The following is a 16,874-nucleotide window of genomic DNA, read 5'->3' as shown; positions in this document are numbered from 1 at the left end:
CTCTATTGCGTTTGTCGGAATACCCTATTTTTGAAAAGAAATTTCCCAATCATGAACAAACGCCACTTCCTCAAATCCACTATACTGGGACTTGGGGCTTTTCCATTGCTATCCTTTGGCGAGCATTCCGAGGATTCGCCAAAACTCCTCCTTCCCAAACCTTTGCAAAAAGGAGACACCGTCGGCCTCATCAGCCCCTCTGCGGCCACTTCTGAGCGGATTCAGTTTGACTTTGCAAAGGAAGCACTAGAGGCTTTGGGATTTCAGGTGAAATTGGGGGAAAACCTCAAAAACCGGCGAGGTCACTTAGCAGGCTCGGATGCAGAGCGCGCTGAAGATCTCAACAACATGTTTGCCGACCCGGATGTAAAAGCATTGATATGTATTCGCGGAGGCTCGGGCGCTGCTAGGATACTTCCCCTGATCGACTACAAAACGATCAAAAAGAACCCAAAACCGATCTTGGGATATTCGGACATCACCGCGCTGCATTGCGCCATCCATAGCCAAACTGGCCTGGTTACCTTCCATGGGCCAAACGGATCCGGAAGCTGGAACAACTTCAATGTCAGTCAATTCCAAAAAATGTTCTTTGACCAATCCCTTGTCACATTCGTCAACGAGCAGGTGAAGGGAGACGATCTTGTCGTCAAACAGAACCGCACGCAAACCTTAGGTCCCGGCACTGCTCAAGGGAAAATCCTAGGAGGAAATCTAACGGTCTTGGTATCCCTATCAGGAACCCCCTATTTCCCGGATTTCAAAGATGCCATCCTCTTTATCGAAGATATCGGCGAGGACCCCTACAAGATCGACCGCATGATGAGTACCCTTGCGCTGAATGGCACGCTTTCAAAAATCAAAGGCTTTATTTTCGGCCAATGCAGCGATTGCAATCCGGGCGGTGGCTACGGTTCCCTGACTTTGGATGATATCCTTGACGACTACATCCTACCACTGGGAATTCCCGCGTACAAGGGTGCCATGATCGGCCACGTAGCAAAACAATTCATCGTTCCGGTGGGTGCGAAAGTGGAAATGGACGCGACCCAAGGCACTTTCCGCATGCTGGAACCCATTTTCCCTAAATGACATCAACCATGAAATACCTTTGGATATTCGCTTTTCTGATTACGACACTATTCCTTGATTGTATGGAAAAACCAGTAGATAATCCCATAATCCAAAACAAGCATGCGACCTATTTGGCCCTCGGCGATTCCTACACCATCGGCGAAGGCGTTCCCGAAAATGAAAGATACCCCAACCAAGCGGTAGATCTTTTGAATGCGAAGGGTATTCAGATCCAAAAACCTTTGATCATTGCCCGTACAGGTTGGACAACCGACGAACTGGGTGAAGGAATCAAGAATGCCAACATCGCGGGCAATACTTACGATTGGGTAACGCTGCTGATCGGAGTCAACAACCAATACCGCGGCAGGCCCGTTGAGAACTATCGTGCTGAATTCAAAATACGATTGGAACAGGCGATCGCTTTTGCAAAAGGTAATCCAAAACGCGTCGTGGTGCTGTCCATCCCGGACTGGGGAATAACCCCTTTTGCCACCGCAAGAGGCACAGACCAAGCCAAAGTGGCCAGGGAAATTGACGCCTACAATGCTGCAAAAGTGGAAATCACCAAGCAACTCGGCACACACTACATCGACATCACCGATCACTATCGTGAAGTGGGTGCCAAACCCGAAAGTGTCGTCGCAGACCAACTCCATCCCAGTGGACTGATCTACAGGGCTTGGGCGGAGAAACTCTCCAAGGTTATTCAGTCGGAAATGCAATCCTCAGAAAAGTGATCTGGTTTGCATTTTTCGCAAACTATTTTTTGAAGATTAGTAAAAACGAATTACCGTTTCAATTACAAGCAAACTAAATTGACACCATGAAAATCCATTTACTGCTTTTCTCCTTGCTGATGTTGGGAATGATTTCCTGCAAAACCGCCACCAAAAACAACGCTCTGAATACCGTGGAAAAGACATTTTGGATCAATAGCGCAAAACTTCCCTGTCAGGGCGTCGGTCCGATGTCTTGTCTGCAGGTACAGGATGGAGAAAAAATCGAAGAAGGACGATGGCAAAATTTCTTCAGCAACATCGAGGGATTTGAGTATGAGCCGGGAAATATTTACAGGATTGTCGTGGCGGTGGAGCAGCTTCCCCCTCCTATTCCGGCCGATGCTTCGAGTTTGCGGTACAGGTTGGTCAAGGTCATCTCCAAAACCGCAGACAAGACCTTGGCGATTACGGACATTTGGTTGCTAGAAAAAGTCGGTGAATACGAAAAGCCAAAAGGCATGGGCGACAAATCACTCACCTTCGAATTCAATGCCTCGGAACGCCGGATGTATGGTTTCTCCGGCTGCAATACCTTGCGCGGTCCAATCACAAAACTGACGGAAACGGAACTCGAATTCGGCAACCTCGCCAGCACGATGATGGCTTGCGGCCAAGCCAATATGGAGCTGGAGCGGGCGGTGTCCAATGCCTTTTCCCAAACAAAAAAATACAAGCGGGACGGCATGCTCCTGACGCTGATTGGCGCAGGCAACGAAGTGCTGATGGTGCTACGCAAAGTAGATTGATGCCCTGAAAGCGCCTTCGGGTTTGTTTTTGGGGTTATTTGGTAGATTTTGTTATCCTAGATTTTTTCCCCATGAAAACCCTGAAAACCATTCTGCTGTATGGCGTTATCGCCCTCTTCATTTCCTGCGAACCCGAAGAAGAACCAGGCGAACTGATTACCTTGGAGGTATTCGGAGTCACGGTTTCCTGCACATCCAACAACAGGGGCAGCTGCTACATTGCGCGGACGCAAAACTCCGAGGAACCTTTCAGTATCCTTGCCGAGGACATCGAAGGATTTCAATTCGAACCAAGATTTCGGTATTTGATTTCCGTCCGCAAAACGCTTCTCCCGAAGGAGGTGCCATCCCAACCCAACCGGTATAGCTACAAGCTTGTTGACATCCTTTCGAAAGAAGTCGAAGAAGGCCTCGATTTGGAAGGGGTTTGGAAAGCGACGCTTTTCACCAATCCGGATAAGCCAGAAAACTGGGAGAAATACCAGATGACGATCAATATCATCATGCTCTATAAATGGATCATTGGACCATTGGGCTGTAATTCTACTGGTATTATCATTGAAAAAGTGAAGGGGCATCAAATTACCTTCGGTGGAGGATTGCCGACGACAATGCGCGGATGTTTCGATCGAAACGAGGAAAATTTTCACAGATTTGCATGGTTCGAAATAAGAAGATCCAAAACCTACAAAGTCACGGGTACCAAGCTCGAGTTGTTTGACGAAATCGGGGCGTTACTGGTCGAATTCGAAAAAGTCCAACCGTAAACACGATTGTCAGATGGGTAATTTGCCTCCCTTGGTATTTCTCTTTGATGTCCTGAGAGACTCGGAGTAGCACAAGTGTCACGCAGCGGGCGCCGCGAGAAAACTGATCCTGACATCGCCAGAACCCAAGTCACTGGATCAAACTAGTCAACAATAATTGCCTCGATCAGAGCCTGCGCTTGTTCGGGTTCAAATTGACGTAGCCGATAAGCTCGTCGTAGCGGGAACCCATATCACGGTAGTAGAGGAAAACCTCGTATTCATTCTCCGTTTCAAAGTAATTGCCTTCCAATTTGCCGGTATCGAACCCGTCCTTGGTCAGGTAGGCATATTGATAATCATACCAGCCTTGTTTGAGCAAAAGCGTCGCCTGATAGGTATTCGTCTTGTTGTTCAATTCCATCTTGGCCGTGGGTTCCTTGCCCCAGCGACTCATGGATCCAATGATATAGGGAGTTTCGGTCACTCCAGCCGCAGAAAGGTTGAACGTCACCAACATGTACTCGCTTTCGCGTTCGTAATTTTGCCGCTCCATGTTCATGACGGCATATTGGCCATTGATGTCGAGGTATTCGGAATAGACTGATTGAGTACGGATTTTGTCCGTTCCCGCTTCTGCAAAAACCACATCCTCCTCCATTTTGACAGCGGCCACGTTCAGTCCCCTGGCACGTACAAATCGCAGGTCGACAAACCTGAATTCATTCCCTGCCCAAAAGGTATTGCTCCCATCAAACAACTGGTATTCGATCATCTTGATGTCCTCCCTGATCATCGTCGGATTGGGAAGTACGCGGGCATTGTCCCAGCGTTGGTTTTGGCGGATAAAGACCCTCAGGTTGTTTTTCGGATCAAACAATTCCCTGGATTTGTAATTGACATTGACGTTGATCTGCTGCACTTGGCGGCGGTTTTCGGTTTGGGCGGGTGGTACGATTTGCGCACCGAGTGCAAGACCTTTTTGATAGACCATAAACCGCTTGGTCAGGACCATTTGGTTTTGGTCCCTGCCCCGATAGACCAACACGGCATAGTTTCCCGATTTCCTGACCCGCGGCAACACAAACTGGTATTGGATGTAGGGGATACGCGTATCGATGGAGTAATTGTACTCTTGGACATTGAACTCATTGTATTCGCTCAAAATCTCAGGATCCTTGAGGTCGGAGGGTGTCCAGTCAAAATTGCAGTGTACAATCTTAACCGAATACATATCAGGATCATAGGCCAAATCATCAAAAACCAACCTGAGCGACATGCCTCCGAGTTCGACCACAGGCGACATCATCTGTGCTTCGTAGTCGGGCAGGTTTGGAAACAGCCGCGCCGATTGGATGTTTTCTTCGAATACCTTGTCTTCATAGACGACCTTCTGTTTTTGGGAAAAAGCACAATGGCAAACAAAAAAACCAAACAGTAGAAATATGTTGAGCGATTTGATAATGACTTTATCCATAATTCAATGATAGAAAAAACTACGCTTTTGTCCTAAAACAATCCCCTGGCGATTGATGTGTTGCGAAAATCATTCCACAAGAGATTACGGCCAGAATCCCAAAAACAATACCAAACCTACACGAATTTGCAATCTTCCTGATCTCCGACTATATTCCGCTTTGTTGTTTGACAGGGAATACCAATTTCATCCCAATTGTCGTGGATGGAAAGGATGAAAGGGTAGAATTGCAAATCCCACCCAGTCACCGCCGAAGGTTTATACTACTCCCAGGAGGGGACAGCGAAAAGCGCCCGACATAGTTGAAGCCGTAAAAAGCGTTGACATGGATAGACTATTCTTAGAAACAAACATTTCGGACAAAGGTAGAAATTCCACTTTCGGTCGAGAGTTTATATTTGTTTGTCGTTTTTTCAGTCGGTTTTTGTCAGAGGTTAGGATTGAAAATCTATCCAAAATATTAATCGAAATAATCGAACCACCTCAAAAAGCTTATTTAATCAACACCCACAAATTGACTCGCGTCGCATCAGCGCGCAGATTTTTTAATTGGAAAATGATTGAAGAAGAGTCTTCGGATAAAGCTCGATTCCGGATCATTTTAGATTTTTTACAATTCACAGTTCAGGAATTGTGCAATGAGTTTGGTTGGCCTGTTGAAGGTTTTGATAAAGCCTACTCAGAAGTTATTAGATCGGACTTTCGGAATGAATACGTGATACTAACTCCAAAGAATTCAAAAAACCGAAAACTCAGTGCTTTAGTGAAGGTTTCCACAACAACAGAAAACAATGCAATTTCCGCTGAGATATTTTCAAAACATGATAAGAAATTCAAAAGAAAAATTCACTTGACAAAGTGTGTCTTTTACAAAGACGATTTTTCAGATTTGGTAAAGATGTTGCATTGGGAAACTGATGATCTTTTTATTGTCTCCAATAAAAACAAGGAAATCCACTTTAGAGTCTCAGTCAAGGAGGAGAAGTCTGAAATAGTGCTTTCCCCGCGCATAAATTCCCGAGATTACTTGATCGAAGAACTAAAATTGTCAAACCCGGAGACATCCGATCAGGAAGCAAATGAAATATTGAGCAAGAGGCTTAGGTTTCTTTTCGATAAACCCTAGTTCCACCTCAGAGACATATAATGAGGACATTGGGTTCATTTTGTAAAAAACCCATATAATCCTTTATGCTATTCCTAAAGCAACAAACCTTAAATTTTTTTTCTTGACAACTTGTCAAGATGATTTTATCTTTAGATAAAATTATGTTACATGACCTTAACCATGCACATTGGAGAGTTCAAGGCACGGTTTTCTGAAGTCGTCGAGATGGTACGCGAAGGTGCGGTAATCAAGGTCGTCAAAGGAAAATCCAGTGAACTCGTAGGCTATTTTGGCGTGAGCAACAAGCCTGAAAAGACCAGCACCCGCAAGCTTGGATTTTTCAATGACCAAGATGTGGTGATCAAAAAAGAGGACATGCAATGGACTGATGAGGAACTATCGGAGATGGGGCTATGAGGTATTTGCTGGATACGCATGTGGTTCTTTGGGTTGCTTTCGATGAAACCCAAATCAGCCAAAAAGCCAGAGATATCTTGTTGACCGACGATGCAGAGATTTATCTCAGTGCCATCAGCATTTGGGAAATCTGCATCAAATACCGCCTGGGCAAGTTGGATCTCAAAAACCATACACCCGAAACGCTGGTAGATGGGTTCAAGCGGAATTTTGAATGTAGGTTCCTAAACCTGGAATTCAACGATGCCGTGTCATTTTTCAATCTCAATGCGGACCACCACAAGGACCCGTTTGACCGGATGTTGGTTTGGCAGGCGCTGCAACATAGACTCAGCATCATCTCAAACGACGAAAAAATCCATGCCTACAAGGACACAGGTTTGAAACTAATCTGGTAATTGAAGCTTTTTTTGAATATCTGTTTGAGCAGGTTGAAAACTCACTACGCGGTCCTTGTCCAAGTTTTAAAAGGCAGCTAAGTGCTGGTTTTTCTCTTCCCCCAAAAATCAACACGGCACAAATCCAGTCTCCAAAAACTGAACTTGTGCCGTTTTTTTAGGAATGAAATTAGCTCCAAATCAATTCCAAGGCTTTCTGGGGAGTTTTTCGTCCCTTTGGGCTGTGTTGTAGACCAAGGCAGCGATGATGACCGCCGCTTGGGTCATGTCGGCAAACTGCATCCGTTCGTACAGGTCCATGTTGGTATGATAGCCTTTGCCGTAGTCGATTGGGTCTTGGATAAACTGGAAACCGGGAACCCCTACCGCATCGAATGCCACGTGATCTGTCGAACCTGTATTTCTGCGTGTCACCGTATTGGCCCCCAATTCATGGAATGGTTCCAGCCATTTTTCAAAAATCGGCACCACCATGTCATTGCCTTCGACGTAGATGCCGCGGATTTTTCCGGAACCATTGTCAAGGTTGTAGTAGGCGGAAATCTTGTCCCATTCGGCCTTTTTTTCCTTCTTGGTACGGTCTGCGACATACTGCTGCACATAGCCCCGTGAACCATGTAGGCCTTGTTCTTCCTCTCCCCAAATCGCGATTCGGATCGTACGCTTGGGCTGCACGCCGAGCGCTTTGAGAATCCGGATCGCCTCCATCATCACCACGACGCCGGCTGCATTGTCATTGGCACCCGTACCGGCATGCCAACTGTCCATGTGTGCACCGAGCATCACGATCTCGGATTTGAGGGTCTTGTCTGTTCCGGGGATTTCGGCCAGCACGTTGTAGCCTTTGTAGTCATCGTCCAGCCATTCAACTTGCACCTCGGCCTCCACGGTGACGGGCTTGCCATTTTTGATCAATCGATAAATCCTACCATAGTGCTCCGCAGCGATTTCGATTTCGGGAACGGTTGGCTTCTTGTCGTTGCTGTAAGATCCGGCACGTGTATGGAAAACGGTACCAAAGCTTCCCCGGGTACCCGTCAAACGCAGCGCAACCCCTTCTTCCAGTAGGAAAGTGGCCAGCTTTTGGTCGAGTTCGCGCTGGGCGCGCATTTGTGCGAGGGCCTCAGGCGTATACCGGGAAGGCTGCACACCAGTAGATATCTCCTTTCTTTGTTCCAATTCCTCCTCTGTCCATCGCTTTGCTTCTGCTTCAAAGGCTGGATTCAAGGTCAGGTTGGCAGGTGCCATGACGATTTTCCCGCGGATTTTTCCCCGGTATTTTTCCAAATCCGCATCGGTGGATATTTCCAACAAAACAACTTCGGACGAAACTTGGCCTGCCGTGCCATCTGTCCATGCCTTGGGATAGCCTATGATCTGCGCATAATAGGGTGCCTTCATGGCGATGTAGGATTTCTTCACGTTCCAGCCGCGGCCAAATTCTCCCCAAGCATCAATCTTGACATTGGAAAGTCCCCATTCCTGGAATTTCCGCGAAGTCCAAGCCCTTGCATTTCGAAGGTTTGTTGAACCCGAAAGCCTCGGCCCGATGAAGTCGGTCAGGTGGAAGGACAAGTCCTGGATTTGGGATTTTTGGATGCCTTCGGTTTTGATCCGGTACATCATCTCGAGGTCCACATTGTCCTGGGCAACAATCGGAGTAATAAATGCAATCCATGCCAACAGCAGCATGATTGAAGTGTTTTTGTAATTCATAACTTGCATCTTAAATATTTGGACTATTTTGTGACTGTTTAACGGTCTGTTTAATATTCGCCAAAAATGGGGAAATTTCAAATCGCACCTTAACCACCAGTCAAATTCCTTGATCCATGGCAAATAATATTTCGGAAACCAGCACGGACGTTTTGATGGATGTCCTGAAGCATGCGGGCATCCTGAACGCGGGGGATAAGTTTTTGGAAATTTCCAAGGCTGGGGAAGGAAACATGAATATCGTCCTCAGGCTCAAGACCAGTGAGCGGACCCTGATCCTGAAACAATCGCCTCCTTATGTCAACAAGTATCCGCATATTCCTGCGCCAGTTGAAAGAATCAAAGTGGAATATGCCTATTACGGGCTTGTACAAAAAGACGCCTATTTGACAAAATTTTCCCCAAAAATCATCGGCTTCCTTCCTATTTACAACCTGTTGGTCATGGACGACTTGGGGCTGGGATTGGACTATCGCCATCTCTACGAACAAAAGACAAAGCTACCGGAGCATGACTTGGAGCTTTTGGTCAATTACCTGCTACGCCTGCACCAGTTGAAGGTCCATGCATATCCGGACAATCGGGGCATGCGACGGCTCAACCACGAGCACATTTTCAAATTTCCGTTCTTAACCGACAATGGGTTTGACTTGGACCGGGTACAAACGGGGCTACAAGAAGCGGCAAGCAGTATTCGTTCAGATTCGAGACTGTTGCAGTTTATCGAACAGCTGGGCTCGCGGTATCTCTCCAAGGGAAGGTCCCTGATTCACGGGGATTTCTATCCGGGAAGTTGGCTTGGAACAAGCGATGGAATTAAGGTAATCGATACGGAGTTTTCATTTATGGGCGATCCGGAATTTGATTTGGGTGTACTGTGTGCACATCTGATGATGTCCAACACTTCCCCGCAGACTATTTTCCAGCTGAAAGCGATGTACATGGCGGAGAAGAAACTGGATTTGGATCTATTGGATCAGTATACGGGCGTAGAAATCCTACGGAGATTGATTGGCTTGGCACAGTTGCCGGTGACCCTCAGTCTGTCTGAGAAAAAAAGCATAATCGATTATGCGAGAAACCTGATTTTACACGCCTAATGGGAAAAATCAGCGTCGTTCTGTTGCTTTTCCTTTCGGTATTTTTCTCCTGTGCTCCGTCGACCAAGGAACTGACAGGACTTGCTCCACTTCAGATTTCCGAAGAGGAATTATATGACAAAATTTTAGGCATGTTGGTCGGATCGGCAATCGGTGACGCCATGGGGGCACCGACGGAGATGTGGCCTAGACAGGAGATTGTCAGCAAGTTTGGATTCGTCACTGGACTGGATTCAGTCATCCGTGATGTTTCACCAGAGGGGGTCTGGATCAAAAATTTGCCTCCGGGAGGTACCACTGACGACACCCGCTGGAAAAAACTGATTGTGGAATACCTCGTCGATGAGCCAGACCACAAACTTGACCCAAAAGCTTTTTCCCAAAAAATCCTGCACACCTATGACCTTGCGCGGGCGGAGATTACGCCCAAAGACAGCTTGGATTCACTCGTTTTGGAACAAAAAACACTCCCTGTCCTGTGGCTTCATGAATGGGCGAAAGCCGCAAATCCATTTGTTTCGGGAGATTTTCCCCAATACCAAGATCAATTGAGCACGTTTTATGGCGGAGAAATGGTCTGTGCAGGTTTACTGTACGGTCCTGTAATCGGATCATTTTTTCCTGTTGATGTACCGAAAGCCTATAACGAGGCCTTCAATCTCGCCCTCTTTGACATCGGCTATGCGCGGGATATCACGGCGCTCTCCGCAGCATGGACTTCGCTGGCTATGAACAAGGAGATCAAGGGGGATTCGATGGTAAGTCTGATAGAAAAACTCGACCCCGAGAATTTCTCTGAAGCGCGATTGGTCGGACGTACCGCCCAGCGTATCCTGCGCCTCGCACAGGACATTGATCGGCAGACTAAGGAAAGCTTTCGGATAAGACAAGGGAAGGATTCGACATTTGTAGGATTTGATTGGAACCCTGAGAATCTCCAACCAGCCTATGCAATGCTCGACAAGCATCTTCAGGATATGCCCTTTCATGCCGGGGAGATTTACCTGCAGGTCTTGACGGCCATGTTGGTTGCTGATTTCGATTTTGAAAAGACACTCCAATTCCTGGTCAATTATGGCCGGGACAATGACACCAGTGCTGCCATCGCCGGAGCGATTCTTGGCGCGAGGACGGGATTCAAAAAACTGCCCGATCAAATGAAACAAAAGGTGATTGAGGTGAACAAGGAACAATTGGGAATTGATTTGGAGGATCTGGCCCAAAAGATGCACGCAAAAATCATCGCACGATATCAATAAAAAAGCCCCGAAGATTCCTCTCCGGGGCTGCTGGTTGTGGTTAATCTACAAATAGAGGTTTCTGGTTCGTCCTTTGGCGTCGGTCACTTTTACGCTTACCTCCCCTACCTTCAGGTTTTTGAGGTGGTAAACTTTGGTAAATGCTTCGGGTTGTTTGACTGATTCTTCAAAAATGGTCTTCCCCTTGGCGTCAAATATTTCAACGTTTACGCCTGGTTCATCCAAACCGATCACCGACAGTCTGAACGAGTCGCCGTCGATGGCTTTGCCGTATGCCATCAATGGCAGCGCAGCCGGAGAATCTGTCGTTTCAACGCTATATACCATTTTGTCCTTGACGGGATTTTTTGGGGCACTTTCGATGACCACGAAATATTCACCAGCCGGCATTTCAGAAAGGTCATACGGCAATTTCATGCTGTTTTTGACATTCAGGTTTCTTTTATGGAGTTGTTTGCCGTTGTGATCCAAAATAGACACTTTAACTTTGCCGATACCTTCCGCGAGGTTCACGGCAATCTTTTTTTCTTTGGATCGCACAGAAGACATTTCTGCGATGTTTTCGTTTGAAGCGTTTGCAAAGCTGGCGACACCTAGTGTAGCAGCCAATGCGAGTGTGAGTAATGTTTTCATTTTTGTGGTTTTTTAAAGTTGGTATTGGTCATTGTCCATCTTCTGTACCAAAAAATTTCCGTGGTCCTGCCAGACGCTATTTGCCCCTATCAAATTGAAAAGCCAATGCGAATGAATGTTAATTGAAGATTTCCCGATCTGTGAAAACGACGCCTGACCTTGTTTCAGTTTGATACAAACACCCTAAAACCTGTCCGTATTTCGGACAATTTTGGGGTGGAAAGGACAAACTCCCATTCCCAAAAGGTTGCATTTGTCGAAAAATTTTAACCTAAATTAATTTTCAATTTTTTTATCAAAAAAATCAGTCGTCCTGCCAGATAAAAAAACCTGTACGGTTGCGTACAGGTTGCGTTCTTTCACGGTCGAAAAATGCGGACACTCATTCTGTCAACCTGGCTTTCAGCATTTTAACCCGATCATAGATTGTCATTTGCTTGATATCGAGATTTTCGGAGGTAGCCTTGAGGAAGTCCAAAACCGCCCCTTGATGGTCTGTAGATTTCCCATCATGTACAGTTACATACCGCATGGTGGTCCAAAGCACCGTCTTGAGTTCCTTCTTCGAATCGTCCGTCATATAATACTCCACCACGAGTGAATGATGGTCATACCAAAGTAGTCGGCTCATGATACGCACCCATTCGCCGACGCGCGCCGGTCGGACATACGATATGTTGTGGTTGTAAACCACCCACGCGGCTTTGTATTTTCGGATGAAATCGATCATTTCCACGCCATACAGCTTAGGGACTTGGTCTTCACGGGCGTTGAAAAAGTAGTCGAAATACTTGGCATTGTTCAGATGCTGAAGCGGGTCACAGTCCTGAAAGCGGATCACAACACGGCTTTCGGTTTCCTTTGGATAATGCTTTTCCGGATCAAATTCAAACATGGCATCGTCTTTTTGATTGCTCGAAGATAATCAGAATTGGCGAGGGGGATTCCAATTGGCCAATCAAACATCAATAATTTCAAAACGAGCCACGGGCAAAAATGTGGAACGGATATTTTTCTAACTTTAAAGAATGAAGCCACTCCACCTCGATATCAACTGCGACCTGGGCGAAGGCCTGTCCAATGATGCGGTGTTGATGCCTTTTTTGGGAAGCTGCAATATCGCGTGTGGCGGACATGCTGGTGAGGAAAAAACCATCTCGGAAACGCTCATATTGGCCAAAAAACACGGCGTGAAGGCTGGGGCTCATCCGTCTTTTCCCGACAAGGCAAACTTTGGAAGGAAAATCATCGATATGCCAGAAGCTGAATTGGAACAAAGCCTGATCGATCAGATCCGATTATTTCAGTCCATTGCCAGCAAACATGGCTTGCAGATGCATCATATCAAGCCCCATGGTGCGCTTTACAACCTTGCGGCGCGGGATCCCAAAACGGCAGAATTGATCACCAGTGTCATAGTGGAACATTTTCGTGAGACATGGTTGTACTGTCCTCCATTTTCTGAAATGGAAAAATCAGCGCGGTCTAAGGGAATCAAAGTCGCCCGGGAAATCTTTGCCGACAGAAACTACAATGCGGATTATTCCCTCGTCGAAAGAAGCAATCCAGAAGCCACCATCCACGATGGTGGCGAAGCGGCAGCACATGTTCGCGAAATGGTTTTCAACCATCGTATCAAGACGCTGAACGGGGATTATCTCCCTATCGAAGCGGAGACAATCTGCATTCACGGAGACAATCCAAACGCATTGGAAGTTTTGAAGTCAATCCACAAAATCCTCCATCATGAAACCTCTCAAGATCTTCAGGGCGCATAGCAAGTGGATTGAGATATCCTGGCCAAAGGAAATCTCTGCCGAAATCCTCAGGGAACAGTTGGCCGTAAGGTCATTTTTGGAAGCGGAGTATGGGGAGGGAATCAAAGAAATCCGGATGGGTTTCAATACACTCTCCCTCAAGCTTTCGATCCCGATCTCGCCATCCGATGCCCAGGATCTTTTGGATGAAATCAAGGAGATTGCCGTAGCCCATGTGTCAAAGTTTTCAAAGCTTTGGGAAATCCCCGTTTGCTATGCGCCGAACTTTGGGAAAGACCTGGGCAAGCTGGCCGCCCTTCATGGGCTGAGCGAAACCGAGGTGGTTCAACTCCATTACGAAAAAGACTACTTGCTGCATTTTTATGGCTTTTTGCCGGGATTCATGTACCTGGGCGGACTGGATGAAAGATTGGTAACACCGAGGAAGAAGACCCCCGACAGGTTTATGCCCGCGGGGACAGTGGCTATCGGTGGCCAACAAACCGGCATTTACCCCATGGACAGTCCTGGGGGCTGGTATGCAATCGGACGTACCCCCATGAGTATGTTTGACATCAACCGGTCACCGGACCACATGCCAAAAATCGGCGACACAGTCAGGTTCGTGCCTGTCACCGTGGAAGAATTCGCGGAAATGAAAGAAAAAACCGTGACCACCTTATGATCAAAAGTCCCGCCTATGTGCATTTTCTACAAGCTGGGTTGATGACCTCGGTTCAGGATTGGGCGCGCCAGGAAATGGCCGATTTCGGCGTTCCCTATTCCGGCGTCATGGATCGGCTTTCGATGGTATTGGTCAATTATTTATTGCAAAACCCCCAAAACGCTGCCGTATTGGAAATGTCACAGACCGGCCCTGAAATGCTGTTTGAGATGCCTACACGAATCGCTTTCGCAGGGGCGATTGCGGATATCTACCACAACGATAAACCGGTGAAATTGGGGACGATCATCGCCATCGACGAAGGGGATCGGGTTATTGTCAAGAGATTCAGACGTAGGCAATGGCTCTACATGGGCATTCAGGGTGGTTTTGAGACGGATGTGGTCTCAGGTAGCCGAAGTTGGTACAAAGGTATCACCCCACAGGAGAAGGTCGAAAAGGGCGACAACCTTTGCTACCTTTATGAAGAAAGGTACTTCCCTCCTCCACCGGCAAATTCGAGAATCAAGGATTCTTGGTACCGGCAAAGCGAAATCATGGTCCATCCGGGTCCTGAATGGGAAATGTTACCCAAGCTGAGTCAAAATCGGATCATCCACAAGTCCTTTACGATATCCGAAACCGTCAATCGGATGGCCTATCAACTCGTGGAACCCATCTACAACAGCTTGGAATCGATCCTCACAGCGGCAGTCTATCCCGGTACGGTGCAACTCACTCCCGGCGGCAATCTGATCGTTTTGATGCGGGACGCACAGGTCACGGGAGGTTATCCAAGGATTTTGCAGGTGGAAAACAACTCTTTGAGTATCCTTTCCCAAAAGCGGCCGGGAGACAAAATCAAGTTTTCCTTTGTGAAAGAAGAATTAACCTGAAATTTCATGGGCAGGCTTTTTCATTGCATGCCGCAATCTTTATATTAAAGGGTCAAAAAAACATACCAACATGAATATACAGCTAGAGCAGCAGATTTTGAAACAAGGGATGTCAGTTGAAAAAGCGAAAGAACAACTGAAAAACTTCGCCGAGGGCTTTCCTTTTTTGCCCATCGTAAGGGCTGCAACGATCGGGGACGGAATAAAGGTCCTAACGGATGATCAAATCAAAAACTACCAAAAAACCTACCCCAATCAGGTGAAAGACAAGGAGGTGGTGAAATTTGTACCGGCTAGTGGTGCGGCCACCCGCATGTTCAAAGACTTGTATTCTTTTTTGGATGGGGATGGAGATATCTCCAAGAGCAAGTTCGTGGAAAAGTTTATCTCAGAACTCAAGAAGTTTGCGTTTTATGAAGACTTGGACGCCAGCCTGCACAAAGTAGGCAGCAGCATCGAGGATGCATTGGCCAAAAAGGACTATAAGCTCATCGTTTCGCACCTCCTGCAGGATTTTGGCTTGGGATATGGCAATCTCCCCAAGGGACTATTGAAATTCCACCGCTACACAGACCATCAGCGGACTCCTGCCTACGAACACCTTATTGAAGGCATCACACATAGCTTGGGCAAGGATAATGTGATTCGTGTGCATTTCACCGTTTCTCCGGAGCACGAACCAAAATTCAAAGAACTTATAGCCTCTATCCAGCCGAAGCTGGAAAAGGACCATAACGTGAAATTTGAGGTAAGCTATTCGCAGCAGAAGAAATCCACGGATACCATCGCAGTCAACATGGACAACACGCCATTTGTCGAGGATGATGGTTCGGTACTTTTCCGACCCGCCGGACACGGTGCATTGTTGGAAAACCTCAACGACATCAACGCTGACCTCATCTTTATCAAAAACGTGGACAACGAGGTACCTGACAAACTCAAAATGACTACACTGGAGTACAAGGTTGCCACGGGCGGACTTTTGCTCGATATCCAGGAAAAAGTCTTTGCGGCACTGCGTGCATTGGATGCGGGTGCTAATGAATCTTCGATCAGCCAAGCTGAAAAAGTCATCACCGAAGTGTTGGGTGGGATTTTGCCTGAAAAATACAGCAAGATGAGCACGAGCGAAAAAGCCGCCTATCTCCATGGCAAGCTGAATCGGCCGCTGCGCATATGCGGTATGGTAAAGAACACAGGAGAACCGGGTGGCGGACCGTTTTGGGTACAGGATGACGACGGTTCACTCTCGCTTCAGATTGCCGAAACGGCCCAAATCGACTTGGGCAACCCGGCCCACAAGGCGATTTTCCAGTCATCTACCCACTTCAATCCTGTGGATTTGGTCTGCGCAACCAAGGATTACAAAGGCCGTAAGTTCGACCTCCTGAAGTTCCGTGACATGCGGACAGGCTTCATCACTGAGAAGTCGAAAAGCGGCCGCGACCTCAAAGCCCTGGAGTTGCCAGGCTTGTGGAACGGCTCGATGGCGGGTTGGAACACGGTTTTCGTCGAAGTTCCGCTGATTACCTTCAATCCCGTCAAGACGGTGAATGATTTGCTCAGGGATGAGCATCAAGGGTAAAATTGTGTCATTGGTTATTGGTTATTGGTTTGAAGTTACAGGCTAATTGCTGGAAAAAGTCCCGCCTTTCTTTAGGTGGGACTTTTTAGACTCTTGATCCCGAACTTGGCTATGGGTTTAAAGGTTAAAAAAATACCGTTGATTAGATTGAGCACAAAAAATTAAAGGAAATGGACTACAAAGAACTCATCGAAAGAAATCCAAGCGTATTGGGTGGTAAGCCAATCATTAAGGGAACAAGGATTTCGGTGGAATTGATTATTAGGAAACTGGGTGATGGATATTCCATTTCTGAAATTCTAGACAATTATCCACACCTGACAACCGACCAGGTCAAGGCCGCATTACAATACGCAGCCGACGTGATTGCTTTTGAGGAGACGATTACGGACACTATCCCGAGAAGTGTGTAAATTGATTTTAGGATTGGTTATAGTTTTAGACGGTTTTCAAACATAATCATAAATTGGTTTAGGATCATACCCCAGTCTCGGATGGGCATGGTCCACTTTTTTG

General features: G+C 46.9%; 18 protein-coding genes. 14 read left to right on the top strand and 4 right to left on the bottom strand.

All coding sequences use genetic code 11. The annotated features are described in order from the left end of the window. Positions 1–51 precede the first annotated feature (51 nt). The 4 genes from L0U89_RS14245 (at position 52) to L0U89_RS14230 (ending at position 3,369) form a co-directional block, all read left to right on the top strand. Complete coding sequence (locus tag L0U89_RS14245) at positions 52–1,092, top strand: S66 peptidase family protein (RefSeq protein WP_234862126.1); 1,041 nt, start codon at positions 52–54, stop codon at positions 1,090–1,092. An 8-nt stretch (positions 1,093–1,100) separates the two neighbouring features. Further along, complete coding sequence (locus tag L0U89_RS14240) at positions 1,101–1,814, top strand: SGNH/GDSL hydrolase family protein (RefSeq protein ID WP_234862125.1); 714 nt, start codon at positions 1,101–1,103, stop codon at positions 1,812–1,814. An 86-nt stretch (positions 1,815–1,900) separates the two neighbouring features. Then, positions 1,901–2,602, top strand: a complete 702-nt coding sequence (locus L0U89_RS14235) for a DUF4377 domain-containing protein (RefSeq protein ID WP_234862124.1) — start codon at positions 1,901–1,903, stop codon at positions 2,600–2,602. A gap of 71 nt (positions 2,603–2,673) precedes the next feature. Next, positions 2,674–3,369: a DUF4377 domain-containing protein gene (locus L0U89_RS14230; protein WP_234862123.1), complete on the top strand. Its 696-nt coding sequence runs from the start codon at positions 2,674–2,676 to the stop codon at positions 3,367–3,369. Between the two features lie 166 nt (positions 3,370–3,535). On the opposite strand, the gene L0U89_RS14225 is transcribed toward L0U89_RS14230, so the two are convergent. Beyond that, entirely contained in the window at positions 3,536–4,825 is a 1,290-nt protein-coding gene (locus L0U89_RS14225) for a type IX secretion system plug protein (RefSeq protein WP_234862122.1), read from the bottom strand. A gap of 325 nt (positions 4,826–5,150) precedes the next feature. On the opposite strand from L0U89_RS14225, the gene L0U89_RS14220 reads away from it, so the two are divergent. The 3 genes from L0U89_RS14220 (at position 5,151) to L0U89_RS14210 (ending at position 6,748) form a co-directional block, all read left to right on the top strand. Next, the gene (locus L0U89_RS14220; RefSeq protein WP_234862121.1) at positions 5,151–5,951 is read left to right on the top strand and encodes a hypothetical protein; all 801 of its coding nucleotides are present in this window, start codon (positions 5,151–5,153) and stop codon (positions 5,949–5,951) included. 150 nt (positions 5,952–6,101) lie between these two features. Further along, positions 6,102–6,350 (top strand): hypothetical protein, encoded by a 249-nt coding sequence (locus L0U89_RS14215; RefSeq protein ID WP_234862120.1) that lies wholly within the window; start codon positions 6,102–6,104, stop codon positions 6,348–6,350. Next, positions 6,347–6,748 (top strand): type II toxin-antitoxin system VapC family toxin, encoded by a 402-nt coding sequence (locus tag L0U89_RS14210; RefSeq protein ID WP_234862119.1) that lies wholly within the window; start codon positions 6,347–6,349, stop codon positions 6,746–6,748. The genes L0U89_RS14215 and L0U89_RS14210 overlap by 4 nt, the downstream gene beginning before the upstream one ends. Before the next feature lie 180 nt (positions 6,749–6,928). Here L0U89_RS14210 and L0U89_RS14205 read toward each other — a convergent pair whose 3' ends face one another. Continuing rightward, positions 6,929–8,440 carry a M20/M25/M40 family metallo-hydrolase gene (locus tag L0U89_RS14205; protein WP_234862266.1) on the bottom strand — a complete coding sequence of 504 codons (1,512 nt, stop codon included), beginning with the start codon at positions 8,438–8,440 and terminating at the stop codon, positions 6,929–6,931. 140 nt (positions 8,441–8,580) lie between these two features. On the opposite strand from L0U89_RS14205, the gene L0U89_RS14200 reads away from it, so the two are divergent. After that, a complete protein-coding gene (locus L0U89_RS14200) occupies positions 8,581–9,564 on the top strand; it encodes a phosphotransferase (protein WP_234862118.1) in 984 nt (327 codons plus the stop codon). After that, a complete protein-coding gene (locus L0U89_RS14195) occupies positions 9,564–10,823 on the top strand; it encodes an ADP-ribosylglycohydrolase family protein (RefSeq protein ID WP_234862117.1) in 1,260 nt (419 codons plus the stop codon). The genes L0U89_RS14200 and L0U89_RS14195 overlap by 1 nt, the downstream gene beginning before the upstream one ends. Positions 10,824–10,868: 45 nt before the next feature. Here the strand turns inward: L0U89_RS14195 and L0U89_RS14190 are convergent, their stop codons facing one another. Next, on the bottom strand, positions 10,869–11,456 hold the full coding sequence (locus L0U89_RS14190; RefSeq protein WP_234862116.1) for a T9SS type A sorting domain-containing protein: 588 nt from the start codon (positions 11,454–11,456) through the stop codon (positions 10,869–10,871). Between the two features lie 382 nt (positions 11,457–11,838). Then, positions 11,839–12,351, bottom strand: a complete 513-nt coding sequence (locus L0U89_RS14185) for an acyl-CoA thioesterase (protein ID WP_234862115.1) — start codon at positions 12,349–12,351, stop codon at positions 11,839–11,841. Positions 12,352–12,484: 133 nt separating this feature from the next. On the opposite strand from L0U89_RS14185, the gene pxpA reads away from it, so the two are divergent. From pxpA to L0U89_RS14160, 5 genes are all read left to right on the top strand, one after another. Further along, positions 12,485–13,234 carry a 5-oxoprolinase subunit PxpA gene (pxpA, locus tag L0U89_RS14180; protein WP_234862114.1) on the top strand — a complete coding sequence of 250 codons (750 nt, stop codon included), beginning with the start codon at positions 12,485–12,487 and terminating at the stop codon, positions 13,232–13,234. Beyond that, complete coding sequence (pxpB, locus tag L0U89_RS14175; RefSeq protein WP_234862113.1) at positions 13,203–13,898, top strand: 5-oxoprolinase subunit PxpB; 696 nt, start codon at positions 13,203–13,205, stop codon at positions 13,896–13,898. The genes pxpA and pxpB overlap by 32 nt, the downstream gene beginning before the upstream one ends. Further along, complete coding sequence (locus L0U89_RS14170; RefSeq protein ID WP_234862112.1) at positions 13,895–14,773, top strand: 5-oxoprolinase subunit C family protein; 879 nt, start codon at positions 13,895–13,897, stop codon at positions 14,771–14,773. Before pxpB ends, L0U89_RS14170 begins: the two co-directional genes overlap by 4 nt. 70 nt (positions 14,774–14,843) lie before the next feature. Then, entirely contained in the window at positions 14,844–16,358 is a 1,515-nt protein-coding gene (locus tag L0U89_RS14165) for a DUF4301 family protein (protein WP_234862111.1), read from the top strand. 170 nt (positions 16,359–16,528) lie between these two features. Further along, positions 16,529–16,771 carry a DUF433 domain-containing protein gene (locus L0U89_RS14160; RefSeq protein ID WP_234862110.1) on the top strand — a complete coding sequence of 81 codons (243 nt, stop codon included), beginning with the start codon at positions 16,529–16,531 and terminating at the stop codon, positions 16,769–16,771. The last annotated feature ends 103 nt before the right edge of the window (positions 16,772–16,874 follow it).

This window comes from Mariniradius sediminis (assembly GCF_021491425.1).
GTDB lineage: Bacteria > Bacteroidota > Bacteroidia > Cytophagales > Cyclobacteriaceae > Mariniradius > Mariniradius saccharolyticus.
Note: the sequence above shows the minus strand (reverse complement) of the source record. Positions and strands in the feature narration are given on the sequence as shown.